24 protein-coding genes are annotated in these 26141 nt (G+C 72.1%); 16 read left to right on the top strand and 8 right to left on the bottom strand.

Annotated features, from left to right (window positions below; genetic code table 11):
- Nucleotides 1-76: 76 nt before the first annotated feature.
- From OHT77_RS06470 to OHT77_RS06450, 5 genes are all read left to right on the top strand, one after another.
- Nucleotides 77-2692 carry a PA14 domain-containing protein gene (locus OHT77_RS06470; protein WP_328827039.1) on the top strand — a complete coding sequence of 872 codons (2616 nt, stop codon included), beginning with the start codon at nt 77-79 and terminating at the stop codon, nt 2690-2692.
- Nucleotides 2693-2721: 29 nt separating this feature from the next.
- Entirely contained in the window at nt 2722-5037 is a 2316-nt protein-coding gene (locus OHT77_RS06465; RefSeq protein WP_328827038.1) for a GH92 family glycosyl hydrolase, read from the top strand.
- Between the two features lie 155 nt (nt 5038-5192).
- Entirely contained in the window at nt 5193-6518 is a 1326-nt protein-coding gene (locus tag OHT77_RS06460) for a wax ester/triacylglycerol synthase family O-acyltransferase (protein ID WP_328827037.1), read from the top strand.
- Nucleotides 6519-6623: 105 nt separating this feature from the next.
- On the top strand, nt 6624-8117 hold the full coding sequence (locus OHT77_RS06455) for an SDR family NAD(P)-dependent oxidoreductase (RefSeq protein ID WP_328827036.1): 1494 nt from the start codon (nt 6624-6626) through the stop codon (nt 8115-8117).
- Nucleotides 8118-8190: 73 nt separating this feature from the next.
- Complete coding sequence (locus OHT77_RS06450) at nt 8191-8424, top strand: hypothetical protein (RefSeq protein ID WP_328827035.1); 234 nt, start codon at nt 8191-8193, stop codon at nt 8422-8424.
- A 47-nt stretch (nt 8425-8471) separates the two neighbouring features.
- Here the strand turns inward: OHT77_RS06450 and OHT77_RS06445 are convergent, their stop codons facing one another.
- The 3 genes from OHT77_RS06445 to OHT77_RS06435 all read right to left on the bottom strand — a co-directional run bounded on the left by OHT77_RS06445 (nt 8472) and on the right by OHT77_RS06435 (nt 10788).
- Nucleotides 8472-9287 (bottom strand): SDR family oxidoreductase, encoded by an 816-nt coding sequence (locus OHT77_RS06445; RefSeq protein ID WP_328827034.1) that lies wholly within the window; start codon nt 9285-9287, stop codon nt 8472-8474.
- A 25-nt stretch (nt 9288-9312) separates the two neighbouring features.
- On the bottom strand, nt 9313-9888 hold the full coding sequence (locus OHT77_RS06440; RefSeq protein WP_328827032.1) for an HD domain-containing protein: 576 nt from the start codon (nt 9886-9888) through the stop codon (nt 9313-9315).
- A 444-nt stretch (nt 9889-10332) separates the two neighbouring features.
- Complete coding sequence (locus OHT77_RS06435; RefSeq protein ID WP_328827031.1) at nt 10333-10788, bottom strand: helix-turn-helix transcriptional regulator; 456 nt, start codon at nt 10786-10788, stop codon at nt 10333-10335.
- A 172-nt stretch (nt 10789-10960) separates the two neighbouring features.
- Between OHT77_RS06435 and OHT77_RS06430 the strand changes: the two genes are divergently transcribed.
- On the top strand, nt 10961-11758 hold the full coding sequence (locus OHT77_RS06430; protein WP_328827030.1) for an alpha/beta fold hydrolase: 798 nt from the start codon (nt 10961-10963) through the stop codon (nt 11756-11758).
- A gap of 15 nt (nt 11759-11773) precedes the next feature.
- Here OHT77_RS06430 and OHT77_RS06425 read toward each other — a convergent pair whose 3' ends face one another.
- The 3 genes from OHT77_RS06425 to OHT77_RS06415 are packed head-to-tail and all read right to left on the bottom strand — an operon-like array spanning nt 11774 to nt 13639.
- Nucleotides 11774-12151 (bottom strand): acyl carrier protein, encoded by a 378-nt coding sequence (locus OHT77_RS06425; protein ID WP_328827029.1) that lies wholly within the window; start codon nt 12149-12151, stop codon nt 11774-11776.
- A gap of 43 nt (nt 12152-12194) precedes the next feature.
- On the bottom strand, nt 12195-13184 hold the full coding sequence (locus tag OHT77_RS06420) for a macrolide 2'-phosphotransferase (RefSeq protein WP_328827027.1): 990 nt from the start codon (nt 13182-13184) through the stop codon (nt 12195-12197).
- Nucleotides 13181-13639: a hypothetical protein gene (locus tag OHT77_RS06415; RefSeq protein WP_328827026.1), complete on the bottom strand. Its 459-nt coding sequence runs from the start codon at nt 13637-13639 to the stop codon at nt 13181-13183. Before OHT77_RS06415 ends, OHT77_RS06420 begins: the two co-directional genes overlap by 4 nt.
- 950 nt (nt 13640-14589) lie before the next feature.
- Between OHT77_RS06415 and OHT77_RS06410 the strand changes: the two genes are divergently transcribed.
- The 10 genes from OHT77_RS06410 to OHT77_RS06365 all read left to right on the top strand — a co-directional run bounded on the left by OHT77_RS06410 (nt 14590) and on the right by OHT77_RS06365 (nt 23413).
- Nucleotides 14590-14871: a hypothetical protein gene (locus OHT77_RS06410; protein ID WP_328827025.1), complete on the top strand. Its 282-nt coding sequence runs from the start codon at nt 14590-14592 to the stop codon at nt 14869-14871.
- Between the two features lie 6 nt (nt 14872-14877).
- On the top strand, nt 14878-15906 hold the full coding sequence (gene vioC, locus OHT77_RS06405) for an arginine beta-hydroxylase, Fe(II)/alpha-ketoglutarate-dependent (RefSeq protein WP_328827024.1): 1029 nt from the start codon (nt 14878-14880) through the stop codon (nt 15904-15906).
- A gap of 7 nt (nt 15907-15913) precedes the next feature.
- Entirely contained in the window at nt 15914-16660 is a 747-nt protein-coding gene (locus tag OHT77_RS06400; RefSeq protein ID WP_328827023.1) for a GNAT family N-acetyltransferase, read from the top strand.
- A gap of 69 nt (nt 16661-16729) precedes the next feature.
- Entirely contained in the window at nt 16730-17788 is a 1059-nt protein-coding gene (locus OHT77_RS06395; protein ID WP_328827022.1) for a Gfo/Idh/MocA family protein, read from the top strand.
- Nucleotides 17785-18759: an NAD-dependent epimerase/dehydratase family protein gene (locus OHT77_RS06390; RefSeq protein ID WP_328827021.1), complete on the top strand. Its 975-nt coding sequence runs from the start codon at nt 17785-17787 to the stop codon at nt 18757-18759. Before OHT77_RS06395 ends, OHT77_RS06390 begins: the two co-directional genes overlap by 4 nt.
- A complete protein-coding gene (locus tag OHT77_RS06385) occupies nt 18756-19421 on the top strand; it encodes a PIG-L deacetylase family protein (protein WP_328827020.1) in 666 nt (221 codons plus the stop codon). Before OHT77_RS06390 ends, OHT77_RS06385 begins: the two co-directional genes overlap by 4 nt.
- Nucleotides 19422-19547: 126 nt before the next feature.
- Nucleotides 19548-20312, top strand: a complete 765-nt coding sequence (locus OHT77_RS06380) for a class I SAM-dependent DNA methyltransferase (RefSeq protein ID WP_328827019.1) — start codon at nt 19548-19550, stop codon at nt 20310-20312.
- A gap of 65 nt (nt 20313-20377) precedes the next feature.
- Nucleotides 20378-21553 (top strand): ATP-binding protein, encoded by a 1176-nt coding sequence (locus OHT77_RS06375; protein WP_328827018.1) that lies wholly within the window; start codon nt 20378-20380, stop codon nt 21551-21553.
- A gap of 31 nt (nt 21554-21584) precedes the next feature.
- Nucleotides 21585-22346, top strand: a complete 762-nt coding sequence (locus tag OHT77_RS06370; RefSeq protein WP_328827017.1) for a class I SAM-dependent DNA methyltransferase — start codon at nt 21585-21587, stop codon at nt 22344-22346.
- Nucleotides 22343-23413 (top strand): glycosyltransferase, encoded by a 1071-nt coding sequence (locus OHT77_RS06365; RefSeq protein WP_328827016.1) that lies wholly within the window; start codon nt 22343-22345, stop codon nt 23411-23413. Before OHT77_RS06370 ends, OHT77_RS06365 begins: the two co-directional genes overlap by 4 nt.
- Here the strand turns inward: OHT77_RS06365 and OHT77_RS06360 are convergent.
- A complete protein-coding gene (locus tag OHT77_RS06360; protein WP_328827015.1) occupies nt 23398-25104 on the bottom strand; it encodes a CocE/NonD family hydrolase in 1707 nt (568 codons plus the stop codon). The genes OHT77_RS06365 and OHT77_RS06360 overlap by 16 nt on opposite strands.
- 12 nt (nt 25105-25116) lie before the next feature.
- On the bottom strand, nt 25117-26007 hold the full coding sequence (locus OHT77_RS06355; RefSeq protein WP_328827014.1) for a GNAT family N-acetyltransferase: 891 nt from the start codon (nt 26005-26007) through the stop codon (nt 25117-25119).
- Nucleotides 26008-26141: the final 134 nt, after the last annotated feature.

The following is a 26141-nucleotide window of genomic DNA, read 5'->3' as shown; positions in this document are numbered from 1 at the left end:
TCATGGCCTGGACGGAATCCGGAATCCGTGTTGTCATGCCAACTGCTGCCCATGACAACGTTGTTATGGAGGTTCCGTGCGCATCAGACGACTCCGAGACCGACTCGCGTTACTGCTCGCCCTGGCCCTCGGCATCGCCGGGCTGGCCGCCCTCCCCGCCGCGAGCGCCGCCGCGGCCGACGCCCCCGCCGAGATCCACGGCCTGAAGGGCGAGTACTACACCCAATCCGCCCCAGGCGCCTTCGACTTCGCCGACCTCAAGGCCACCGGCGTCGACCCGAACCTCGACTTCGACAACCTCGAACCCCGGCTCGCCTTCGCCACCGGCCGGTCCGACGACGTCAGCGTCCGCTGGACCGGCAAGGTCGTCCCGGCGAAGACCGGCCCCCACACCTTCTCGATCATCGGCGACAACGGCTTCCGCCTCTGGATCGGCGGACAGCTCGTCATCGACCACTGGGTCGACGACTGGGACACCGAACAGACCTCCGCCCCCGTCGAGTTGACCGCCGGCACGGCCTACGACATCAAGGTCGAGTACTTCGAGCACTACGGCGGCTCCAACCTCCACGTGCGCTGGACCGAACCCGGAGGCACCAAGGTGGCCATCCCGCAGTCGGCCTTCCGGCTCCCCGACGGCTACGACTACGACGGCCCCGTCGCCGCCACGGTCACCAGCACCGGCCGCACCCTGAAACTCGACTTCGCCCAGCCCCTCGCCACACCCCCGGCCGACCTGACCGACCACCTCGAAGCGGTGATCGGCGGCGCCAAGTGGCCGCTGGGAACAGCCAAGTTGGACCCGGCCGACCCGCGCACCCTGCTCATTCCGCTCACCCAGCCCGTCGTGGGCAACAAGACCGGCACCGCACCCGGCACCGCGGACATCCGCTACGACGGCGAAGGCGGTCTCTCCTCGGCCGATGGCAACGTTATCAACGCCTTCTGGAGCAGCGGCCCGAACCACTCCACCTACGAACTCCGCACCCAGTGGGCCGACCAGGTGGGCCCGCACAACGCCCTCCCCGAGTACCCGCGCCCGCAGCTGACCCGCACCGACTGGCGCAACCTCAACGGGAGTTGGCAGTTCGCCGCGGCCACGGCGGGGGAGCAGCCGCCGGTCGGCAAGAACCTCGCCGAGCGCATCCTCGTCCCGTACCCCGTCGAGTCCCAGCTCTCCGGCCTGGAACGCCACGAGGACCGCATGTGGTACCGCCGTACCTTCACCGTCCCCGCCGACTGGAAGATCGGCTCGGGCAAGCGCCTGATGGTCAACTTCGGCGCCGTCGACTGGCGCGCCGAGGTCTACGTCAACGGCACGAAGGTCACCGAACACCAGGGCGGCTACGACAAGTTCAGCGCGGACGTCACCGACGCCCTGAAGCCCGGCCGCACCCAGGAGCTGATCGTCGGCGTCTACGACCCCACCGACGCGGCCGACGGCGAGAACCCCCCGATCGGCAAGCAGCGCCTCGACCCGAGCGGCATCTGGTACACCCCGACCTCGGGCATCTGGCAGACGGTGTGGATGGAACCGGTCGCCTCCGACCACGTCGGCTCGCTCAAGCTCACCCCCGACGTCGCCAGGAGCCGACTCACCGTCGAGGCACAGGGAGTTCGCGCCGGCGTACCGATCACGGCGACGGCGTACGCCGGAAAGCGCGAGGTCGCCACGGCCCACGGCCGCACGGGCGGTCCGCTGACCCTGACCCTGAAGAACCCGCGCCTCTGGTCACCCGACGACCCGTTCCTCTACGACCTGAAGGTCACCGTCGGCAAGGACCACGTCGGCAGCTACTTCGGGATGCGCTCGATCGCCGTGGAGAAGGTCGACGGCGTCCCGCGCACGGTCCTCAACGGCAAGCCCGTCTTCATGATGGCCACGCTCGACCAGGGCTTCTGGCCGGACGGCCTCTACACGGCACCGACCGACGCGGCGCTCGCCCATGACCTCAAGATCCACAAGGAGTTGGGCTTCAACGCCGTGCGCAAGCACATCAAGGTCGAACCCGACCGCTGGTTCTACTGGGCCGACAAGCTCGGCCTCATGGTGTGGCAGGACATGCCCGCGATGACCGCAGGGGTGAACCCGTCGACGGCCGCCCGCGCCGAGTACGAGCGCGAGATGAAGCAGATGATCGACGAGCACATCAGCAGCCCGTCGGTCGTCATGTGGGTGACGTTCAACGAGGGCTGGGGCCAGTACGACGAGGCCCGCATCGCCGACCAGGCGAAGGCCTGGGACCCGACCCGGCTCGTCAACAGCATGTCCGGCATCAACCTCGGCGTCGACGGAGGCACCGGCGACATCATCGACGAACACGGCTATCCCAGCCCGGCCCTGCCACCCCATCCGGACGGTCGACGCGCCCTGGTGAGTGGGGAGTACGGCGGTCTCGGGCTCGCGGTGCCCGGCCACGCCTGGTCGGTCCAGCAGTCGTACGTCGACGTCGACCCGGCCGCCTACACCGACGACTACCTCACCAAGCTCGCCGAGGTGCACGCCCTGGCCTGCCAGGGGAGCAACGGCGCGGTCTACACCCAAATATCCGACGTCGAGGGCGAGTTGAACGGCCTGATGACCTACGACCGGCGGGTGCTCAAGCCGGACGCGCAGCGGGTGAAGGCGGCCCAGCAGGCCCTGATCCGCGACGCCTCGCAGGCGACCCCCGCCAACTGCCCCACCACCTGACCCCTTCCGCCAACTGGAGGCCCACCCGCATGAGATGGACCCGGCGCCTGCGCCTGGGCATGGCGGGGGCGGTGGCAGCGTCCGCGCTGTTCGCCGTCCCCGCCGCGGCCGAATCCCCTGTCCACGGTCGACTCACCGACCTGGTCAACCCGTTCATCGGCACCGAGAACGACGGCAACACCTATCCCGGTGCCGCCGTGCCCTTCGGCATGGTGCAGTTCTCGCCGGACACCGGGCACAACACCGGCTACGACTACTCCCAGAACCACATCCGCGGCTTCTCCCTCGTGCACCTCTCCGGCGTCGGCTGCGGGCTGGGCGGCGACCTGCCCGTACTGCCCACGACCGGAGACGTGACGCAGACGGACTACGCCCAGTACGCCGCCGAGTTCAGCCACGACGACGAGCACGCGAGCCCCGGCTACTACCAAGTGGGCCTGAAGTCAGGCATCGAGGCCGAACTCACCGCGACCGCCCGCACCGGCGTCCAGCGCTACACCTTCCCGGCCACCGACAAGGCCAACGTCCTGCTCAACGCGGCCCAGTCGCTCCACTCCGGCGTCACCTCGAAGGTCGAGGTCCTCGACAACCGCACCGTGCGCACCTCCATCACCGGCCGCGGCTTCTGCCAGGACACCAAGCCGTACACCGTCCACACGGTCACGCACTTCGACCGGCCCTTCACCACCTACGGCACCTGGAACGGCTCGACGGTGACCGCCGGTTCGAAGAGCGGAAGCGGCGGCGCCTACGTCCGCTTCGACACGACCAAGGACCGTACGGTCGAGGCGACCACGGCCCTGTCGTACGTCGACGCGCACGGCGCGGCCGTCAACCTCCGCGCGGAGGGCGGGAGTTCCTTCGACGCGGTACGCCACCGCGCCCAGCGGGCCTGGGAGGACCGGCTCGACGACGTGCGCGCGCAGGGCGGTTCCGACAGCCTGCGCCGGACGTTCTACTCGTCCCTGTACCGGTCCTTCCTCGCCCCCAACATCGGCAGCGACGCCGACGGCCGCTACACCGGCTGGGACCAACAGGTCCACCGGGCAAGGGACTTCACGTACTACCAGAACTGGTCCCTGTGGGACACCTACCGCACCCAGTCCCAGCTCCTCGCCCTGCTCGCACCCCGCGAGGCCCGCGACATGGCGATCTCCGTCATCACGATCGACGAGGAGAGCGGCTGGCTGCCCAAGTGGGGCTACGGCACGGTCGAGACGAACATCATGACCGGCGACCCGGTCACCCCGTTCCTCACCAACGCCTACCAGCAAGGCCTGTTGAAGGGCTACGAGGAGCGCGCGTACCGGGCGCTCAAGCAGAACGCCGACGGCGTGCCGCCCACCGACTCGGCCGCGGTCGGCCGGGAGGCGAACAAGGAGTACCTGGCCAACGGGTTCGCGCCGTACATCAAGGACCGCCCGCACGCGAAGCCCGGTGACTCGGACTACGACCACGGGGCCTCGGCCACCCTGGAGTACGCGTTGTCGGACGCCATGCTCGCCCAGATGGCCCGCGACCTCGGACACGGCGCCGACGCGGCGCGCTATGCCGCCCGCGCCCAGAACTACCGCACGATCTTCGACCCCTCCACCGGCTTCTTCCGCGCCCGCGACGCCTCCGGCGCCTTCGTCGGCCCGGCCGACCCCGCGCAGAGCGAGGGCTTCCACGAGGGCACCTCCTGGCAGTACCAGTGGCTGGTGCCGCAGGACCTGCCCGGCATGGTCGACCTCATCGGCGGCCGGCAGGCGGCCAACACCCGGCTCGACTCCTTCTTCGCCTACGACCAGCTCGTGGCCGACCCGGCGAAGACCGCCCGCGAGGTGTGGGTCAACGGGCCGTACGACTACTACAACGCGGACAAGTACAACCCGCAGAACGAGCCCGACCTCATCGCCCCCTACACCTACCTGTCCACCGGCCAGCCGTGGAAGACGACCGACGTCGTCCACGCCGCGCTGACCCTCTTCACGGACGGCCCGACCGGCATGACCGGCAACGACGACCTCGGCACGATGTCCGCCTGGAACGTCCTGTCGTCGATCGGGATCTTCCCGGTCCAGCCCGGCTACGACACCTGGGGCCTGTCCACACCCGTCTTCGACCGGGTCGACCTGACCCTCGACCGCCGCTACTACCCGCACGGCGCCCTCACCATCACGGCGCCCGGCACCTCGGCCACCGACCGCTACATCCAGGGCGCCCGGACGGACGGCACGTCGTACGACCGGACCTATCTGACGACCGGCGCACTCCGCTCCGTACGGTCGCTGGCCTTCACGGTCGGCCCGCACCCGTCGGAGTGGGGTACATCACCCCAGGCGGCGCCACCTGCACTGAAGTGATCCCATGTGCCTCTAGAGTCCCGCCCCTCCCAGAGGGGCGGGACCGGGGCACGACTTAACCTGCCGTTAACTGTGCGTAGCTTGATCGTACTTGACCGTAATCGCCTGTCGGGGCTGTACTGCTTGCTCACCCCTAGTCGACGCGAGGCAAGCAATTGACTTCTGACCTGCTCGCTCCTCTCGACCTTGCGTTCTGGAACATCGAGTCCGACCTGAACCCGATGCACCTGGGCGCGCTCGGCGTCTTCTCGGCGCACTCGCCGACCGCGGGAGCCCACGCCGCCGACCTCCTCGCCGCCCGCGCCGCCGCCGTCCCCGGGCTGCGGATGCGCATCCGGGACGTGTGGCAGCCGCTGTCCCTGTCCTTCGGGAGCGCCACCCGCGAGGCCGACCCGGACTTCGACCCGCTCCACCACGTCCGGCTGCACGCCCCGACCGCCGACTTCCAGGCGGAGGCCGGCCGGCTCATGGAACGCCCGCTGGAGCGCGGCAGGCCGCCGTGGGAGGCGCATGTGCTGCCCGGCGAGGACGGTGTCTCCTTCGCCGTGCTGTTCAAGTTCCACCACGCCCTGGCCGACGGACTGCGGGCGCTGACCCTCGCCGCCGCGATCCTCGACCCGATGGACCTGCCCGAGCGCCGCCCGCGCCCCGCGGAGCCCGCGCGCGGCCGCGTCCCCGACGTGCGCAGGCTGCCCGACCTGGTCCGCGGCGCCCTGTCCGACGTCGGCCGGGCCCTCGACATCGGGGCGTCCGTCGCCCGCTCCACCCTGGACGTCCGCTCGTCCTCGGCGCTGACCTCCGAGCCCTCGGGCACCCGCCGCACCGCCGGAGTCGTCATCGACCTCGACGACGTGCACCGCGTCCGCAAGGTGGTCGGCGGCACCGTCAACGACGTGCTCATCGCGGTCGTCGCGGGCGCCCTGCGCCGCTGGCTCGACGCACGCGGCGACGGCAGCGAGGGCGTCGCGCCCCGCGCCCTCATCCCCGTCTCCAAACGCCGTCCGCGCTCCGCGCAGCCACAGGGCAACCGGCTCTCCGGCTATCTGATACGGCTGCCCGTCGACGACCCGGACCCCCTCGCCCGGCTCGACTCCGTGCGTGCCGCCATGGACCGCAACAAGGACGCGGGACCCAACCGGGGCGCCGGCGCCGTCGCCCTCCTCGCCGACCACGTCCCCGCCCTCGGCCACCGGCTCGGCGGACCCCTCGCCGCCCAGGCCGCCCGGCTCTGGTTCGACATCCTCGTCACCAGCGTCCCGCTCCCCGGCATCGGCCTCAAGCTCGGCGGCAACCCCGTCACGGCGGTCTTCCCGTTCGCCCCGCTGGCGTGCGGCCAGTCCCTCGCGGTCGCCGTCTCGACGTACCGCGGACAGGTCCACTACGGCCTCGTCGCCGACGCCGAGGCCGTACCCGATCTCGACGTGTTCGCCCGCGCGCTCACCGAGGAGGTGGAGACGCTCATCACCGCCTGCGGGTCGTGACCTGGAGCGGGTTTGGTGCTGCGGCCCGGCGCTCCGTAAAATTCCCGGTTCGACGGTGTGCGCGATCGAGCGGCGCCGCGGATGACCCAAGGAAACGGCAGCGCGATGACGGTGACAGAGGACGGCTCGATGACCCCGGACGAGGTCGTGTACGGGCCCGGCATCGACCCTGAGCGGCTGGCCGTCTGCCTCGGCGTGCTCGACGAACTCGAGAAGATCGACGTCGACCACCCCGACGCGATCGCCGTCCGCCGCGCCACCGCGGGCATCTACCGCAGCGTCAAGCAGCGCCGCCGCCAGGAGCGCCGAGCCGCGAAGACCGCCCACGACAAGGCGGTCACCGAGTCCACCGCGACCGGCTCCGCCCAGCGCATCGACGACGAGACCGAGGGTCTCCTGCCGTCGTCGGTGACGGAGGAGGGCCGGATCGCCGGGATACTCCAGCGGCCGCGCTCCTGCTACACCTGCAAGACCCGGTACGTGGAAGTCGACTACTTCTACCACCAGCTCTGTCCCGACTGCGCCCGCCTGAACCGCGAGAAGCGCGACGACCACGCCGACCTCACCGGCAAGCGCGCCCTGCTCACCGGCGGCCGCGCCAAGATCGGCATGTACATCGCGCTGCGGCTGCTGCGCGACGGCGCCCACACCACGATCACCACGCGGTTCCCGAAGGACGCCATCCGCCGCTTCAAGGCCATGGACGACTCGGCGGACTGGCTCCACCGCCTCGACGTCGTCGGCATCGACCTGCGCGACCCGGCCCAGGCCGTGGCCCTCGCCGACCAGGTCGCCGAGGCGGGCCCCCTCGACATCCTCATCAACAACGCGACCCAGACCGTACGACGGCTGCCCTCCGCCTACGCCGCCCTCGTGGACGGCGAGAGCGCGCCGCTGCCCGCCGGTGAACTCCCCGCCCACCACGTCATCGGCGCCTTCGGCTCCGGCGCGGTCGACGGCCTCGCCGCGCTGCCTGTCGGCATCAGCGGCCTCGACGCCCAGCAGGTCGCCGACCTCGCCCTGGTCGCGGGCAACGCCAGCGTCGCCCGGCACCTCGACGGCACCGCCATCGACGCCGGCGGCCTGGTCCCGGACGTCGTCGACACCAACACCTGGGTGCAGACCATCGAGCAGATCTCCCCGGTGGAGCTCCTCGAGACCCAGCTGTGCAACTACACGGCGCCGTTCATCCTGATCAGCAAGCTCCGCCCGGCCATGGCCGCCGCCGCGAAGTCCGCGACCAGCGGACGCGCGTACATCGTCAACGTCTCCGCCATGGAGGGCGTCTTCGGCCGCGGCTACAAGGGCGCCGGACACCCCAACACCAACGCCGCCAAGGCCGCGATGAACATGGTGACCCGCACCAGCGGCCAGGAGATGTTCCAGAGCGACGGCATCCTCATGACCTCGGTCGACACCGGCTGGATCACCGACGAACGCCCCCACTACGACAAGCTCCGCCTCGCCGAGGAGGGCTTCCACGCACCGCTCGACCTGGTCGACGGCGCGGCGCGGGTTTACGATCCGATTGTGCGCGGCGAGCAGGGCGAGGACCTGTACGGCGTCTTCCTGAAGGACTACGCGCCCGGTAAGTGGTAACCCGCCACCCCGGACGCGGGCCCGGTCGCCGGTCGGGGTTCCGGCCCTGGTGAGGACCGCGCGAGGAGTTCTCATGGCCAGTACACACGGCATCGATCCGAGGGCCTTCGACGACCCGCGCAACCACTATCCGACCGACGACGAGTTCTACGCGAGCGACCGCCCGGCCGACCGCGAGCTGCCGGAGGACCGGCCGCGCGGCGGCGGCTCCTCGACCGCGGTGAAACACCGGGGCACGTGGGCCACCGCGGCGCTCGTCGCCGGAGTCGTCCTGCTGGTCCTCGTGGGGATCGCCCTGTTCCCGTAAGGGACCCGCGGGTGCGGCAGGCCCGGTTCCCGTAGGGGCCAGGGCGGTCACGCCTGAGGCGGTCCGCCCGACCTCAGCCGGTCGTGGACGGCGTACCCGCCGGAGACCCCGGAGGTGTGCGCCGCCCTGACCCGCGTCCCCCCGTCCACCAGCAGCTCCGCCCCGGTGATCCACTCGGCCTGGTCGGAGGCCAGCCACAGCACGGCCCGGGCGATGTCGGACGGCTCCCCGATCCGGCCCAGGGGCAGGCCCGCGGCGAGTTCCGCCTCGCCCGGCTCCCACACGAACCGGGCCATCTCGGTGCGGACGAGCCCGGGGGAGACAGCGTTGACCCGCACCCCGGGCGCGAGCTCACCGGCGAGCTGCTGGGTCAGGTGCAGCAGGGCCGCCTTGCTGGTGGAGTACGCCCCCACGTTCGGCCCGACATGCCCGGCGCCCTCCGTGCACACGTTGACCACCGCGCCCCCGTGCTCCCGCATCCACGCCCGCCACACGCACTGCACCAGCCGCAGCGGCGCCTCGACGTTCACCGTGAACGCCGTCCGCCACGCGTCCGGATCGGCCTCCATCACCGGGCCGTACGGCTGGTTCGTCGCCGCGTTGTTCACGACCACGTCGACCCGCCCGAACGCGTCCAGCGCGCACGCGGTCAACTCCCGCGGATGGTCCGGATCGGCGACATCCCCGGCCAGGCCGACCCCGCCCAACTCCTCGGCGGTACGCGCCACTTCACCGGCGTCCCGCGCGCTCACGCACACCAGCGCCCCGGCCCCGGCGAACGCCTCGGCCACGGCACGCCCGATCCCGCGCGTGCCACCGGTGATCAAGACGGCCCGGCCCCGCAGACCGTACGACGACGTCATCTCCGTACGATCTCATGACGGACCGTCAGTCGACAGCCCCCAGGCGGGAGTTGGGGATTCGCGAGTTGCGTGCGGCCACGATGTCCAGGACCGTGCGCCAGTCCTCCAGGACCCCGGCGTCGAGGCCGACGACCTTGGCCGCGTCGTCCGCCTGGCGCAGGGTGATCGCGTCGTCGGCGAGCGGGTCGCGCTCGAAGGCGGCGGCCTCGGCGGAAGACATGGGTCCGCCCTGCGCGCGCAGGGTCAGCGTGCTCTGGGCGGACAGGTCGCGGCCCGGGGACGAGGTGGCGAGGTAGCGCTTCGCGGGCACATGCAGATGGACGAGCCGGGCGACGCGCTCGCCGAGCAGGGCGCGAACGGCGTCCGCCGCGTGGTCCGCGTGCCCGGCGTCGTCACCGGGCCGCAGCAGATGCCCGATGTCGTGGACCAGGCCGGCCACCTGAAGTTCCTTGTCGGCGGGGCGACTTCGGCGCAGCAGTGCGGCCGTCTGCAACGCGTGGTCATGCAGATCGACCGGGTCACCGCTCCGGTCGGGGGTGTCCCAGGCGCCCCGACAGGCGTACAGCAGATCCATCAGCTCCTCGACGCTGCGCAACTCCATGCGTCAGTCCTCCCGCGAGACAGCCTGTGCGGAACCCCAGGGGATCATGGCGAGCTTTCGGCACAGCCAACGGGACCTGAACTGAGCGGGGGGTCGTCGAACCGCGCACGACGCGAGCGGACGCGCCGAGACCGGGACCATCGTCCTGGACGGTGGCCCCGGTCTCGGCCGCAGCATGACGCTCATCGCACCCCGGCGTGGGGGTCAGCCGCCCCAGGACGTGTCGTCGCAGTGGAGCCCCCGCGGCAGACACTCACCCGCCGTGACGGTCGACGGCCGCACGTGCTCCGTGTGGTGGGAGATCCCCACGAATCCGAACGCCACAAGGGCGGTGACTACCGCACAGAACCGAATGCGCTGTGCACAGATCAGACGCTTCATCACTGAACTCCTGTACTTTCGTACTTTTGTCTCGATGCTCGTTCGTCGTGTTGCGTGCGCTGTTCAGTCTTGGAGGGCCAGTTCGGATGCGGTGTCGAGTGAGTCGGCCATCAGGGGCAGGGCGCACATCAGCAACTGCATGCGGTTGCGCGCGCCGGTCTTCGCCCGGATGCGGCGGATGTAGGTGTCCACGGTGTGGCGGCTGAGCGTCATGTGCTGGGCTATCTCGTCGTACGTCAACCCGTCCGCCATGTGCGCCAGTACCTGTCGTTCCCGTCGGCTCAGTGGGGCGGCCGGGGTGGTTGCAGCGTCATTCATTCGCTTGCAGCTCTCCTGGTCGTGAGGCGGGTGGCCGTCTCCGCGATCGCCGGACCGCGCATCGGTGGTGAGCGGTCCGGCGTGGGCGGGTCGGGAGGGGGATCCCGAGCGACGCCCGGAGAGCCGTTCCCGCGGGCCAGGCCCTCCAGGACTCCATCCTTGCCCGGGAGCTGGGTCCCATGGGGTGCGGTGCCTGGTCATCAAGCTGTCGTGCAAGAAGAGGAGGAGGGGCCAAACCCGGACAACGGTGCGAAGTGGCGACCTTGCCGGACCCGGCCATCCGGCCGCTGACCTGCACCGCCCTAGCATGGCGGTTGTGCGGCGGCCGGCGCGCTCCGGTCGCCCGCGCCGGGACCGACTGCGAGGAGGGCACGTGCGCACAGTGCGGGTGGTGAGTGCCGAGTTCGACGTACGGGACGAGGGCGAGGGGGACCCGGTGCTGCTCGTGGCGGGCGGCGGGGCCTCCGGGCGGGTCTGGGACCTGCACCAGGTGCCCGCGCTGAGCGCCGCCGGTTTCCGGGTGCTCACCTTCGACCGCAGATCGCTCCAGGATCCGTCGGCGCCGTCGGATCCGCGCACGGTCGCCGACGAACTGTCCCACGTCCTCGCGGAGTTGGACATCCCCGAACTCCGAGCCGTCGGAGTCTCGTCCGGGGGCGAGGTCGTGCAGGAGCTCATGCTCGCCCGGCCCCGGCTGGTGACCGGGGCGGTGCTGATGGCCACGCGCGGCCGCGGCGACCTGTCCGGCAGGGCGATGGCCGACGCCGAACGGGAGCTGGCGGCCTCAGGGGTGTCGCTGCCGCCGGGCTACGCGGCCTGGCAGCGTGCCGTGCTCAATCTGTCGCCCGCCACCTGGCGGCGCGAGGACGAACTGCTCGACTGGCTCGACCTGTTCGAGACGGCCGAGCGGGCCGGGACGGCCCCGGTGCCGGTACCGGCGGGAAGGGAGCCGGCGGACCGGCTCGACGCGCTGGGCCGGGTGGCCGTCCCGGTCCTCGTGCTCGGCTTCGAGCACGACCTGATCGTGCCCCCGTGGCTGTGCCGCGAGGTCGCCGCGGCCCTGCCCCGCGGACGCTACGTCGAGCTCGCGGACTGCGGGCACTACGGGTACCTGGAGCGGCCCGCGGAGGTGAACAGCGCGCTGCTGGAGTTCCTCACCGGCGCGCTCTGACCGGGTGCCCGGCGGTCAGAGTTGTCCGCCGGACTCGCGCAGCACGTACCCCAGCAGCCGGTGGGCGAGGGCCAGTCGCTCGTTCGCGGGCAGCCGCGCCAGCGCCGGCCACAGTGCGTCCGCGCCGCCGGCGGCCGGTGCGGCGACCGGTGACGGGGCGTCCGCCACGACGGGAGCCCCGGGGGCGGTGAGCAGATCGGCGATCGACGGGGCGGTGAGCAGGTCCTGGAGAGCGATCGTCCAACCGTGGTCGTGGTCCAGGGAGCTGACCAGGCGTGCCGCGTCCAGCGAGGAGCCGCCCAGGTCGAACCAGCCGCCGCTCAGGTCGTCCCGGCCGAGATAGGTGCGGGCCAGTTTCAGGGCCTGGGCGTGCACATCGTCCGTCGGAGTCATCGCTTCGTTCTCCTTCTCGATCTGGCGGGAGGTGACGGGGCGGTCAGGGGAGGGCCGGGGTGTCCGGAGGGGCCGTATCGCCGGGGCCGGTGGGGTGCCGGGTTCCGGGGGGCGGCGCGGCGAGCCGGTCCCGCGCCACGGCGGTGAATGCCGGACGGTCCGTCCGTACGCCCAGCAGCCCCACATGGGCCCAGCGGAACGACGCCCGCAGCAGTACGCGTTCGCGCAGGCCCGGCTGGACCGTGCCGCCGCCGCGTCGGTACGCCGACAGCAGCCGGTCGAGCAACGGGTGGCCGCCCGCCAGGTACTGGTCGACGAAGTCCGCCGCGGGATCGTCGAAGGCGGCGTTCGTCCAGTCCAGAATCCCGGTGACCGCGTCCGAGCCGGGGCCGACGAGGGTGTGCCCCGGGTGCATGTCGCCGTGGGTGAGCCGGGCCTGGTGGACCCAGTGCCAGTCGTCGTCCAGCCAGGCCCGCCAGTGCGCGTACCAGCGCTCGGGGAGCGGGACCGCCGTCCGGGCCTCCGTGAGTGTGCGGGCCAGATCCTCCCGTACCAGCACCGGTTCGCGCGGCGGGACGCCCGCGTCCACGGCTTCCTCCACCGGTACCCGGTGCAGGGCGGCGAGGGTCGCCGCGAGCGACGTCACGTACGCGGTGCCGGGCCGGCCGCCGCTCGCCGCGGGGTGCCACTCGTAGCGCAGGCCGACCGGGTCCTCGAATCCGGCGGGGGTGCCGCCGAGCCTGCGGTACGCGATGAACGCGCGGTCGGCGTGCTCCCAGTGCGGGACGGCCACCGGCAGCGCGGGCCTGACCGCCGCGAGGACGGCCGCCTCCACGGCGATCCGGTCGGCGCCGCGGCTGCGGCGAGGCAGCCGCAGGATCCAGTCGGCGCCCTCGGTGTCCTCCACCTCGACCACCCGGAAGTCCCAGCCCGCGTCGTTGAGGACCGCTGTCCCCGGGCGCAACGACAGTCCGCGGGAGGCGGCCGACTCCAGGGCGTCGGCGATGACTTCGCGCGGGTCGGCGGCCGTCACGCGGACTCCGTCCGGTCGTCTCCCGCAGGACGGGCGCCCGGTACGGACGCGCTCTCACCGGCGCCGACCGCCTCCTGGCGCGCGGTGGCGGTCAGGGAGCCGCCCGGGACCTGGTTCTCGGAGGTGTCGCGCGGGGTGCGCGGCGGCGAGCGGTGGATCCACAGGAACGACAGGGCCGTCGCGAGGCCCACGGCCCACAAGGTGGTGCGGGCGGCCGGGAGTTGACGGAGGATCCCGCCGAGCACCGCGCCCGGCGGCAGGGTGCTCCACACCGTCAGCCGGTCCGGGGTGATGGACCGGCTGACGGCGACGACGACGGCATGGTGGACGACCATGCCCGCTGAGGCGGTGGTCGGGAGCCGCGGCAGCGGTGCGACACGGGCGACGTCCGTGGTCGGCAGAGCCACCGCGTCCTGCGGGGAGTCGTTCGGACTGACGGCCGTCACTACTGGCATAGCCGGCGTCGGGATCTGCGTGCCGAATTGGCGGGTGCTGTCCGTGAAAAGTATCTGCCGGAAATCGCCCAGCCGTAGAATGCCGTCGGTCGGAATTTTTGGGCGCATGGCGGCAATAGTGCCATGGGAACTCGGGAGGTCACCAGTAGGTCGCCGCGAGGGCTGCGAAAGTGGTTGCCTCTGGGCGGTCGGACGGTCCTCGGGCGGCTTCGGACACCCCGCAGGAGGGTCCGGAAAGCCGCCCCTGCCCGGGAAAAAGCTGTCCTGACGGTGGGGTGCGGGTGGTCGGGCGGGTCCTGTCACGTACATACGTTACTTGTAACCATCATGAACTCGTTGGTGTAATAGCAGTCGTCGGCGCCGATTTCCGCCCTGCCGAGTCGGGGCATATTGCGGGCGCCCGGACTCGCCGTTCATCGATTCTTACGAGCCCTTATTTGATGAGGTTCTCTTCGTGTCGCAGACTCGAATTGAGATCCGCGGCCACCGGCTCGAACCGGCCGCGGTGGGGCGGCTGCCGGCCGCCGACTCCGCGGTCGCCCGGGCCGTCGTCCCGTCGGACGCCCGGACCCGCGGCACCCCGCCGGCCCGGCCGGCCCCGGCCGCACCCGCGGACGGTGTGCTGCCGGTCACCGCGGGGCGGTGTGTCCGGCCGTTCGCCGGGAGCACCGCCCGACTGCCCGGCTGGGCAGCGCCCCGCCGGTTGTCGCGGACCGGCGCGCCGCCGAAGAACGATCACGGCAGGGCGAACCGCCGTGCCCTCGCCGGGACCCTTCTGGCCGCCCTGGCCGGAACCACCGCCCGGGGGACCGCCCCTTGTGAGGCGGTCGCGGCCACCGCCCCGGAGACCCGCACGGCCTCGGAGACCGCCGCGAGGTCCGAGGCCAGGGCCCCGGGTGCCGGGACCGGCGTCGCGGACGCTGACGTCGTCGCCGGGGGGCCGGGGCGGGGTGCCGGAGCGGCTCGACACCGTGCCGCGGCGCTTCCGGGCGCTGCGGGCCGATCCCGTGCCGGAGGCCGATGTCGACTTCCTCGCCCGCCGCTGCCGGCCGGTCCCCGCCACGCGCCTGGTCACCGACCTCCGCGCCGACTTCCCCGGGACCCCCGGACCGCGGGCCACGACCGTCCTCGATCATCCGACACCCCGCCGGCTCGCCCAGCGGCTCTCCGCGGCGCGGACCCGCCCCCGCCCGACGCCGACACCGTTCCCACCAGCCTCACGTAAGGACTGAACTGCCATGGACACACCCTCCGAGGAGCGCGTCCTGACGCTGACCCCGGACGAGGCGCAGCGGACGGCCGAGCTCACGATCGGTGCCGCGGAGCGCTACACCGGCGACCACGACCCGGCCCTCCTGCTCGACCTGCCCCGTCTCGCCGCGGAGCTCCCCGTACGCACCCAGCGCTTCCTGCGCACCTTCGCCATCGAGGAGCCCACCGGCTACTGCGTGGTCAGCGGTCACCTCTTCGACCAGGACCGCATCGGTCCCACCCCGGAGCACTGGCGCGGGCGCCCCCGACCCAACCGCGAGTTCCCCGAGGAGATACTCGTCCTGCTGTACGCGGGCCTGCTCGGCGAGCCGTTCGGCTGGACCACCCAGCAGGACGGCCGGCTGGTGCACGACATCTTCCCCGTCCGCAGCCACGAGAACGACCAACTCGGCCTCGGCAGCAAGGAGTTGCTCACCTGGCACACCGAGGACGCCTTCCACCCGCATCGCGGTGACTACCTGGTGCTGGCCTCCCTGCGCAACCCCGACAAGGTCGCCACCACCGTGGGCTCGTACGCCAGGGGTTCGCTCTCCGAGGACGACCTGGAGGTGCTGTTCGAGGAGCGTTTCCACATCGCCCCCGACGAGTCGCACCTGCCCAAGAACAACTCCGCCCGCGCCGACGGCGACTCCGAGCGGTTCGCCACGATCGAGCGGCTGATCGACGAACGCCGCCCGGTGGCCGCGCTGTTCGGCCCGCGCCAGGAACCGTACCTGCGGCTGGACCCGTTCTTCATGGAGGTCCCCGAGGACGATCCGGAAGCCCGCCGCGCCCTCGACAACCTGATCGCGGTCGTCGACGCGGGGCTGCGCGAGGTCCCCCTGGAGCAGGGCGACTGCCTGGTCGTCAACAACCACCGTGTGGTCCACGGCCGGGTGCCCTTCACCGCCCGCTACGACGGCACCGACCGCTGGCTCAAGCGCATCAACGTCACCCATGACCTGCGCCGCTCCCGCACCATGCGGGCGAGCGCCGGCAACCGGCTGATCGGCTGAGGCGGTCATGGCGGACCTGTCGGCCCTCACGGTCACCAGTCTGGAGCGGGCACCGGAGCTGGAGTCGGCCGTCGACCGGCTGATCACCGGCAACATGCCCCCGTTCATGAGCTGGGAGTCGCCCGGCAACTGGCGCTGGCACCGGCTGTACGACACCCACCCCGCGCACCAGATCTGTGTACTGGACGAGGAGGGCCGGCTGGTGGCCGCCGCCAACGGCCTGCCGGTCCCCTGGGACGGCACGGTCGACGGGCTCCCAGGGGGCTCCGACGACGTGCTGGTCTCCGCGTTCGACGGACCTGCCGCCCGCCCGGACGCGCTGTGCATGCTCTCGGTGAGCGTTTCCGCCCGGCTGCGCGGCGGCGGCCTCGCCGAGGGGCTGCTGACCCGCGCCAGGGACGAGGCGCGGGCCGCGGGACTGCGGGGCGTCGTCATCCCGGTCCGCCCCACCCGCAAGGCCCGCTACCCGCTCGTCCCGATGGCCGACTACGCCCGCTGGAGGCGGCCGGACGGCACACCGTTCGACCCCTGGCTGGCCACCCACGCCGCGCTGGGCGCCGAACTGCTCGCTCCCTGCGACCGCTCGCTGGTGATCAGCCAGCCCGTCGCCCGCTGGGAGGAGATCACCGGTCACCCGCTGCCCGGCCCGGCCCGGCACCTCGTACCGGGCGCCCTCGCCCCGCTGGAGGTCTCTGCCGACGGCGAGGGCGTCTACGCGGAGCCCAACTTCTGGGTGTTCCACCCGGCCACCTGATCCGTCGCCCCCCTACGACCCCACCTGAGGAACGACCACACCCGAGGAACGACCAACCCGAGGAGTCCCATGCCACCGCTGCGACTGGCCGTCGTCGGCTGCGGAGCCGCCGCCCGGTCCTGCCACCTGACCGCGCTGCCGAACGTCCCGCAGATCCGGCTCACCGCCCTGATCGACCCGGACCCGGAGCAAGCCCGCGCCGCCCTCAAGTGGTACACGGACCAGGGCGGTACCGCCGAGGACGTGCTGATCGCCCGTTCGGTGGAGGAGGCCGCCGACGCCTTCGACGCCGCCGCCGTCGCCGTACCGCACACCGCGCACGCCGCCGTCGCCGGCGACCTGCTCGCCCGCGGCAAGCACGTGCTGCTGGAGAAGCCGATGGCGACCTCCGCCGCGGACGCCGAGGCCCTCGCCGCCGCCGCGGCCGCCGCCCCGGACACCCACCTGCTGATGGCCCACCCCAGGCGGCTGTTCCCCGCCAACGACTGGGTGCGCAGGCTCATCCAGGACGGCGACCTGGGCACCGTCACCCGGGTCCGCTGGACCGAGGGCCACCCCTACAGCTGGGAGCCGGTCTCCTGGTCGATGTTCGACCGCGGTCTCGCGGGCGGCGGCGTCCTCACCGACACGGCCTCCCACGTCTTCGACATCCTGTTGTGGTGGCTCGGCCCGGACGTCGAGGTGGTCGACTACGTCGACGACAGCCTCGGCGGGGTGGAGGCCGACGCCGTCGCCACCCTGCGCATCGGGGGAGTGGAGACCGTGCTGGAGCTCAGCCGGGTCCGCGCCCTCGGCATCAGCTGCGTCGTGACCGGCACCGCCGCCGAGGTGAGTGTCGGCACCGACTTCCCCGCCGGCGAGTGCACGCTGATCACCGCCTCCGGTGAGGAACTGCACCGCGGCGACGTGAGCGCCGTGCCGCCCGCCCAGGACGAGTGGGACGACCTCTTCGTCGAGCAGCTGCGCAACTTCGCCGACGTGTGCTCCGGCGCGGACGTGGCGCCGCACGCCACCGCCGAGGACGGCCTGCGGGTCGCCCGGCTGATCGAGCAGTGCTACTCGGGGCCCGCGCGACGTCCGCTGGCCCAGCCCTGGCTGACCGGAACGACTTCGAGGAGCGCGGTATGAACGACTTCGCGGGCAGGCGCGTCGCGGTCACCGGTGCCAGCGGGTTCATCGGCGGACGCGTCGTGGAGCGGCTGGTGCTGGAGACCGGGGCCGAGGTCCGGGCCCTGGTGCGCGGCTACGGCAGGGCCGCCCGGCTCTCCGTGCTGCCGCAGGAGCGGCTCACCTTCCGGGCGGTCGACCTGGACGCACCGCAGAGCCTGCGCAAGGCCCTGCACGGTTGCGACCTGGTCGTGCACTGCGCGTTCGGGTCGCAGGGCGAGGTCGACGACCGCTGGCGCACCACCGTCGAGGGGACCGCGAACCTGCTCGCCGCGGCCAAACTCGCGGGCGTGGAGCGGCTGGTGCACCTCAGCACCGTCGACGTGTACGACACCACCGGCCTGACGCGCTTCGACGAGACCGCTCCGGCGCTCGGTGAGGACGCCGACGACCGCGAGTACGAGCAGCAGAAGGCCGCCGCCGAACGGCTGGTGCTCGCCGCACACGGCGACGGACCCGAGACCGTGGTCCTCCAGCCCGGCGTGGTCTACGGCCCTTGGGGCGGACAGTGGACCGTCGCCCAGCTGACCCGCCCGGCCGAGGAGTTCGAGGAGCTGGCGGTGACCGGCGCGGGCGGCGCCTGCAACGCGGTGTACGTGGACGACGTCGTGGACGCCGTGCTGGCCGCGCTCGCCGAACCCGGCGTGGCCGGGCGGAAGTTCCTCGTGGGCGGGCCCGACGAGCCCGGTTGGGGCGAGTTCTTCGACGGGCTGCGCGGTATCCGGGGCCTGCCCGCGCCGGACGGCACCTCCGCCGGCGGGGCCGTGCCGGACTGGGAGCAGGCGCTCTACGCCAGCCCCGCCCGTATGGACGCCGCGCTCGCCGCGCGCCTCCTGGCCGTGCCCACGACCACCCTGGACGAGGGCATGGCGCGCACCGCGGAGTGGGCGCGCTGGGCCGGGTACGGGGCATCGGGCGGGACCGGCCGATGACTCGGGTCCTGGTGATCGCCCCGCACCCGGACGACGAGGTCATCGGGTGCGGCGGCTCCATCGCCAAGCTGGCGCAGTCCGGCGCGGAGGTCACCGTGGTCATCGTGATCGGCCGCGAACGCGGGCTGGCCGACCGCGAGGTCGCGGACGAGGAGTTCGCGGCGGAGACCACCGACGCCTGCCGGGTGCTCGGCGTCAAGCGGTGCATCACGCTGGACGCGCCGTCCCGTGACTTCGCCGCCGACCGCCGGCTGCACCTCGCCATCGTCAAGGTGCTGCGCGAGATCCGCCCTGACCGGGTGTACGTGCCGCACCGCGACGACGGTGACATGGAGCACCGGGCGGTGCACCGGCTCGGCCTGGAGTCGCTGTGGATGGCGGAGTCCGACTTCTTCGAGGAGGCCGGGCCGCCCGCACCGCCGCCGTCCCTGGTACTCGGCTACGAGGTGTGGGCCCCGCTCGGCGAGGCCCAGTACACCGAGGATGTCACCGACCAGATCGAGCTGAAGGTCGAGGCCATGCGCTGCTACCGCTCCCAGCTGCGGCACGCCGCCTGGGACGAGGCGGTGCGCGGACTGGCGTCCTACCGGGCCGTCATCACCTCGGGGCACGGCCACAGCGAGGCCTTCGAGGTGATCCGGATGGCCGGCACCCGGCCCTGAACCGGCTGGTACGGGGGCCGACCGTGCGGCCCCCGGTCCGGTCCCGCCGGGCGGTCCGGTCCAGGTGTTCCTCGGTGCGCCCGGACGTGCCCGGAGTGGAAATGGAGACTACTGAATGGGGCAGTCGTGACGCACTACGAAGCAGGCCAGGATTTCTTCGGGGAGTATGCCGATGTTTATGCCGAAGCTCCCTATCTTGATTTCACGGAGGACGTGTCGAAAAAGCTCCCCGACCTTATCTCCCATTACCGTGCGGGCAGCGATTCGCTGCTCGACCTGGGCTGCGGCACGGGAACGCTGCTGATCGCGCTGGCCGGTTCCTTCGGCCGGCTGACCGGCGTCGACCAGTCGGCCGACATGCTGCGGCACGCCGACGCGGCCGCCCGGCGGGCCGGGGTGACCGTCGACCTGGTCCGCGGCGACCTGCGCGACTACCGCGGCGACCGGCGCCACTCCGTGGTCACCTGCACCTACAACACCGTCAACTACATGGTCGGTGCGGGCGACCTGGAGCTGGCCGCCCGCACCCTGCGGGCCGCCACCGAGGAAGGCGGCCTCGCCGTCCTCGACGCCCACCCCGTCTGGTTCGTCGAACGGGCCTGGGCCGGAAAGGTGTTCGTGGAGCAGAACACCGAGGACATCCTGGAGGTCTGGGAGAACCCCTACGACGCCGCGACCGGCCGTGTGAACACCACGGTCACCGTCGTGCGCCGGACCCCCGACGGCGGCTGGCGCCGCGTCCACGAGACCCATCCCCAGCGCGGCCACGACCCGGAAGCGGTCACCGGCGCCCTGCTCGCGGCCGGCTTCACCGGCGTGGACACGTACGCCGGGCTCGACCGTGAGCCATTGCGCGAGGACTCCCAGCGCGTCTGGTACGTGGCCAGGTGACCGACACTCTCCTGATATGCGGGATCGGCTCCGGAATGGACAGGTCGCTCGCCCGTGTGAAGGAAATGGGAATTCGCGTCCTGGTCGTCACGGACCGGATCACCGAAGGCGTCGAGAAGAACGCCGATATATCCCTGGAGGCCGACCCCGACGATTTCGCCGCTGTACTGTCGGCGATTCGTGCGCGGCGACCGGGAAGAATATCCGGCGTCATGACCCTCGGATACGACAATCCGCCGGTCGTGGCCCGGCTGGCCGCCGAACTGGGCTGCCCCGGCGTGCCCGTCGAGGTGGCCGACCTGTGCACTCTGAAGGACCGCCGGATCGCCGCCCTGGACCGGGCCGGACTGCCCGTGCCCCGGTTCGCCGTCGCTACCACCGCCGATGCTGCCCTCGCCGCGCTGGACCGGATCGGACTGCCCGCCGTCGTCAAACCGAGCGACCGCACCGGTTCCCTGGGCGTCGCCAAGCTGGACGACCGCGGCACGGCGCGGGAACCCGTCGAGCGGGCCCTTGCCCTGAGCCCGACCGGACGGGTCGTCGTCGAGGAGTACCTGACCGGCACCGAGCACACCGTGGCGGGGTTCGCCGTCGAGGGCCGACTGCGCGTCACCGGGTTCGCCGACCGCGAGTACGGCGAGAAGGAGCGCTTCTTCCCGCACTTCTTCGAGGGCGGTGACACCCTGCCCTCGGTCCTTGACGAGGCACAGCGCGCCGAGGTGGTGCGCACGGTCCAGCAGGGCGTCGACGCGCTCGGGCTGAGCACCGCCGTCGTCAACACCGACATCCTGCGCACCCCGGACGGGCGGGTGTACCTGCTGGAGATCACCTGCCGGCTGACCGGCGCCCGCATCGCCACCGAGATCATGCCGCTCGCCACCGGTGTCGACCCGCTGCCCAACGCCGTCCGCCTCGCCCTGGGCCGCCCGCTCGCCGAGGAGGAACTGCGCCCCACCCGCGACCGGGCGGTCGTCCAGCGATACCTGCCCGCCGACGGAGGCACCGTCGAATGGGTCGGCGACCTGGCCGAACTCGCCCGCACCCCCGGCGTCCACGACGTCTTCTGGGGCCTGGACCTCGCCCCCGGCACCGTCCTGCCGTCCTACCGCGGCGGCGACGAGGTGCTGGCCGGCGTGATCACCAGCGGCCCCGACACCGCCACCGCCGAGGCCCTCGCCACCCGGGTGCTGTCCTGCCTCCCCCTGCGCCTCACCGACCGATCCGCCGCCCTCGCACCCTGACCGCGCTCCACCCTCCGACAAGGGAACGCCGATGACCACCACCGCGTACGACCACTGGTCCGACACCTACGAACTGTTCGAGGGCGCCATGGCCGAGGACACCTGGCGCCTGGGCATCGGGGCCGAACTGGCCAAGCTGGCCGCCCCGGGCCCCGTTCGCATCCTCGACCTCGGCGCCGGCACCGGCATGGGCAGCCGGGTCCTGGCCGACCTGATCCCGCAGGGCGAGGTCACCTCGCTGGACCGCTCGGCGGCCATGCTGGAGCACGGCGGCATACCGCCCGAGCTGCGCATCGTCGGCGACATGGCACGCTTCACCGCCGAGCCCGACTCCTACGACTTCGTGGTCTCCGGGTTCGACGCCCTCAACTACCTGACCGCCGCCGACCTCGCCGAGTGCCTGGGCAACGCGGCCGCCGCCCTGCGCCCGGGCGGCCACCTGGTCTTCGACTACTCCTCCCGCAAGGTCCTCCAGGAGGACTGGCGGAACCTGGAGCACGAGGAGACCCGCGACGGCGTCCGGCTGCACCGCACCCACCGCTGGGACCCCGTACTGGCCCGCAGCCGCTCGGTGCTCTCCCTCTACGGAGGGGAGGGCCTGCTGTGGCGCGAGACCCATGTGCAGTACGTCGTCGACCCGTTCACCATGGAGGAGCTGGGCCGCACCGCCGGCCTGCGCACGGTCCGGGTCCGTGACATCGACGGCGACGGCTTCACCCCCGGCCACACCACCCACGTCTACGTGCTGCGCAAGGACGAGCAGGGCGTCCCGGACACCGGGGCGCAGGCATGACCGCCGGCGAGGCCGCCCCCGACGAGGAGCGCACCGAACGGGTACTGGCGAGCACCAGCGTGGTCATCGCGCTCCGCGACGACCTGCGCATCCTGGAGTGCATCGACTCCGTCGACGAGGACGTGGAGATAGTGCTGGCGCTCAACGGCGCCACCGACGAGATCCGCCGGGTGCTGCGCGAGCACCCGAGGCCGCTGACGGTCACCGAGATACCCGACGCGGGCAACCTCGGCGCCGCCTACAACGCGGGCGCCGAGGCGGCGGGGGGTCGCTATCTGCTGCTGATGGACTCCGACTGCACCTTCGCCCCGGGCGTGGTCCGTATGATGGCCGCGGCCGTCGCCACCGACCCGGTGGTCAAGGGCCAGGTCGTGTACGGCGAGTCCGGCAGCCTGATGAGCCGGCTCACCGCCCGGGTGCGCGAGTACGACGAGGGCGAGTACGTCAGCGCCCTGTCCCCGCCGCTCATCTACGACCGGGCGATCGTCGAGCACATCGGCGGCTACCACTTCGACGGTCTGATCCACTGGTGCGAGGACCGGGAGTTCGACTTCCGGCTCCAGCTGGCCGGCATCCCCGTCCGGCACGTCCCCGAGGCCCGTATCTTCCACGACGCCCAGGTCGGCCTCCAGAACATGCGCAGCTACTTCCGCTACGGCGTCGGCGAGGGCATCGCCCAGGAGACCGGTGTCTTCACCACGCCCGCCGTGCCCGTGCTGTGGCGGCTGTACGAGGCGGCCCGCACGCTCGCCGGATGTGCCCGGCACAAGGGGATCGGGGCCGCCGGCTACTACGCCCTGCTCAAGGCGGCGTTCCACACCGGCACCCTCTATCACCTGGTGCGCGACCCGTACGGCGTGCGGCCCCGCTATCCGGAGACCGCGGCCCGCGCCCGGATGCTGCGCGCGATCCCGCAGCACTGCACCGAGCTGACGCCCGCCCAACGCGAGCGACTGCGCCGGGCGCACCTTCGGGCCGGGCGGCGGATCGTGCCGCTCGGCGACCTCACCGTGTTCCGGCCCGATGGCGACCCGAAGCCCGAACCGTCGTCTCAGGCCGCGTCGTGAGTGTCCGGCAGGCCGGGACGGACCGGGAGCAGCAGTCGCGAAGGCCGGCCCGGTCCGTGGTGGACCCGGTTGACGGCCGTGGCCACCGGGGCGTCCGCCAGGGTCAGTGGGGTGCCGCCGGTGTTCGGATTGGGGTCGAAACGCGGGAAGTTGCTGCTGGAGACCTCCAGCCGGACCCGGTGGCCGGGCCGGAAGACGTGTACGACGGTCCCCGCCTCCACGAGCAGCGTGTGCACCGTGTCGGGGAGCGGTGGACGCACGCCGTCCAGCCGGGCCCGGTGCCCGATGCGGACGATGCCGTCGCAGAGGATCTCCGCGCGGCCGTCCGGATGCACGTCGACCAGCTTGGCGGTGACGTCGGTGTCCGGCACGGACGAGGAGACGTACAGCTCGGCGACGACCTGTCCGGACACCACCAGGGGCGCGTCCAGCCGGGGTCCGGTGTAGCAGAGCACGTCCGGGCGGTCCTCCACCGTGCGCTGATCCAGCGGGCCGCAGTCGGCGCCGACGAGCATGCCGGTCATGCAGGTGGCACCGCCGGCGGTCGGGACGGGGTCGCGGGGATCGTAGCGATAGACGTCCGTGACCTCCCGGCGCGGGGGACCCGGGCGCAGCACGCCCGAGCCGTGCCGGGTACGGGCGTCGCCGTCGCTGTCCAGGTGCAGTGCGAGCGGGACGCTGTCCGCGCCGGGCGGACCGTCGGGGGCGACCCAGCTGTCCGCCCCGCTCGCGAACACCTCCACCGGCGGCCCGGTTTCCTCCCGTACGCCCTTGAGATGCCTGTCGAAGAAGGCGAGATGGGCCGCCGTCATGTCGAACTCCGCCTCGTCGGCGGCGAGTCCGTAACGCCGCTCGGGGAACACGCCGCCGGTCACGCAGTGCGACCAGGGACCGATCAGCAGGCGGTCGTCGGACCGGGGCGAAGGGATGCGGAGGGTGCCCGGCAGGAAGATGTCGTACCAGCCGCCGACCACCAGTGCCGGAGGGCGTCCTCCGTCCGGGGCGGCGGTCAGCCCGCGCCAGTGGGCGTCGGGGCCGGGGTGCTCCAGCCACTCTCGGTAGTAGGGGGCGAGCCGGTCCAGCAGCGGCAGCGCCCGCCAGGGCGCCCGGTAGAGGTCGTCGATGCCGTCCAGCAACTCGGTCACCGCGCGGACGTCCGCGGTGGTGCCGCCGGCCCGCTCGACCTGTCCGTGCAGCAGGTCGCCGAGCACCCAGTGCAGACAGAACCCGAGCTGGAAGGCGCCGCCCAGATAGGTCCAGCCCTCGTAGGGGTCGGCGGCGGCGACGTGCGGGGCGAGGGCGCGCAGGGCGGGCGGCGCGGCGGCTGCCGCGTGCCACTGCGCGACACCCTCGTAGGACCGCCCGATCATGCCGACGGTCCCGTCGCACCAGTCCTGGCCTGCGGCCCACTCCACGGTGTCCCGGCCGTCCGCGGCGTCGTCGGCGAACGGCCGGAAGACGCCGTCGGACGCGTACCGGCCGCGCACGTCCTGCACCACGAGGCAGTACCCGGCCTCCACCAGCCGCATCCAGTCCAGGGAGCGGCCCCCCGCCGACGCCCCCTTGCCGTACGGGGTGCGCCGGAGGAGAGCGGGCAGCGGGCGGGAGGTGTCCGGGCGGTAGATGTCCGCCCGGAGCACCACGCCGTCGCTCATGGACACGGGCACGTCCCGTTCGATCACGAGTCGCACGGGCGTCTCCTCTCAGCCCGCGGAGCGGGTGTAGGTGGGGTAGTGCAGGACCTCGCCGCCGAACCCGAGCTTGAACCGGTTGATCCCGGCCGTCTTCTCGTCCACCTCACCGGTGGATATGCCGCTCAGGTCGAAATGCTCCAGCCCTTCGGCGGCCGCCCGCCTGATGGTCTCGAAATGCACGAAATTCATCGAGCCGTCGACGCGGTGTTCCGGGTGTGTGGCCACAAAACGTGCCTCCAGGGAATTCCTGTTGCGGAAGCATATGGAACCGGCCGCCACCCGGCCCTCGTGCAGCGCGGTGAAAAGGTGGACCGACGCATGCTTCAGCAGATCGTGCAGCAGGTCGAGGGGGGCGAGGTCGGGTGAATCGGCGCGGATCATCGCCGGCGCGTAGAAATCGTAGAACTCGTCGATCCGGCCGGGGTCGTCGGCGAATTCCAGTCCGCTGCGCAGCGCCCGGCGCACCCGGCTGCGGGTGCTCGGGCGCATCCGGGCGAGGATCGCCTCGTCGCCGCCGCCGGTGGGTACGAGACCGGTGGCGTAGGGCGGGCCCGGCTGGTACCCGGCTGCTGCCAGCACCTCGGGGAAGTCCCATTCCGGAAGCAGTACCAAGGTGGCGGGGCCGAGCTGGGCTATGCCCGTGAGCAGGGCGGACAGCAGTTCCGGGTCCGGGAGTCCGGCCGGTCCCTTCCACATGAACCAGCCGTCCTGACCGCCGTCCTCCAGCAGCGTCGCGGCCCACCGGCCACCGGGTCGGCCTGCCCGCAGCAGGCGTACGGGATCGCCGCGCCCCGACAGCAGCCGGAACCGGCCGGCGCTCTGGTGAAAGTCCTCGGCCGGGACGTCCGCCCCCTCCGGAGCGTCGGCTGTGCTTTCCGGATCCATGATCAGACGAAGCATGGCGTGCCCTTTCTTCTGGTTTCTCGCGCGTGGAAATCGGAAATGTCCAGCGGTTTTCGAGGCATGCAGAAAAGCGGGTAGCGGTTCAGAGTCGACCCAGCTGACCGGCGGGTTTCCGCCCGGTGCGGCATCAG

Origin of the sequence: Streptomyces sp. NBC_00252 (genome assembly GCF_036187565.1) — a bacterium.
Classification (GTDB): domain Bacteria; phylum Actinomycetota; class Actinomycetes; order Streptomycetales; family Streptomycetaceae; genus Streptomyces.
Note: the sequence above shows the minus strand (reverse complement) of the source record. Positions and strands in the feature narration are given on the sequence as shown.

Coding starts and splice junctions, on each gene's coding strand:
- OHT77_RS06465 (WP_328827038.1), top strand. CDS start 2,722: ATGAGATGGACCCGGCGCCTGCGCCTGGGCATGGCGGGGGCGGTGGCA.
- OHT77_RS06455 (WP_328827036.1), top strand. CDS start 6,624: ATGACGGTGACAGAGGACGGCTCGATGACCCCGGACGAGGTCGTGTAC.
- OHT77_RS06450 (WP_328827035.1), top strand. CDS start 8,191: ATGGCCAGTACACACGGCATCGATCCGAGGGCCTTCGACGACCCGCGC.
- OHT77_RS06445 (WP_328827034.1), bottom strand. CDS start 9,287: ATGACGTCGTCGTACGGTCTGCGGGGCCGGGCCGTCTTGATCACCGGT.
- OHT77_RS06440 (WP_328827032.1), bottom strand. CDS start 9,888: ATGGAGTTGCGCAGCGTCGAGGAGCTGATGGATCTGCTGTACGCCTGT.
- OHT77_RS06435 (WP_328827031.1), bottom strand. CDS start 10,788: ATGACCAGGCACCGCACCCCATGGGACCCAGCTCCCGGGCAAGGATGG.
- OHT77_RS06425 (WP_328827029.1), bottom strand. CDS start 12,151: ATGACTCCGACGGACGATGTGCACGCCCAGGCCCTGAAACTGGCCCGC.
- OHT77_RS06415 (WP_328827026.1), bottom strand. CDS start 13,639: ATGCCAGTAGTGACGGCCGTCAGTCCGAACGACTCCCCGCAGGACGCG.
- vioC (WP_328827024.1), top strand. CDS start 14,878: ATGGACACACCCTCCGAGGAGCGCGTCCTGACGCTGACCCCGGACGAG.
- OHT77_RS06400 (WP_328827023.1), top strand. CDS start 15,914: ATGGCGGACCTGTCGGCCCTCACGGTCACCAGTCTGGAGCGGGCACCG.
- OHT77_RS06395 (WP_328827022.1), top strand. CDS start 16,730: ATGCCACCGCTGCGACTGGCCGTCGTCGGCTGCGGAGCCGCCGCCCGG.
- OHT77_RS06390 (WP_328827021.1), top strand. CDS start 17,785: ATGAACGACTTCGCGGGCAGGCGCGTCGCGGTCACCGGTGCCAGCGGG.
- OHT77_RS06385 (WP_328827020.1), top strand. CDS start 18,756: ATGACTCGGGTCCTGGTGATCGCCCCGCACCCGGACGACGAGGTCATC.
- OHT77_RS06375 (WP_328827018.1), top strand. CDS start 20,378: ATGGGAATTCGCGTCCTGGTCGTCACGGACCGGATCACCGAAGGCGTC.
- OHT77_RS06370 (WP_328827017.1), top strand. CDS start 21,585: ATGACCACCACCGCGTACGACCACTGGTCCGACACCTACGAACTGTTC.
- OHT77_RS06365 (WP_328827016.1), top strand. CDS start 22,343: ATGACCGCCGGCGAGGCCGCCCCCGACGAGGAGCGCACCGAACGGGTA.
- OHT77_RS06355 (WP_328827014.1), bottom strand. CDS start 26,007: ATGCTTCGTCTGATCATGGATCCGGAAAGCACAGCCGACGCTCCGGAG.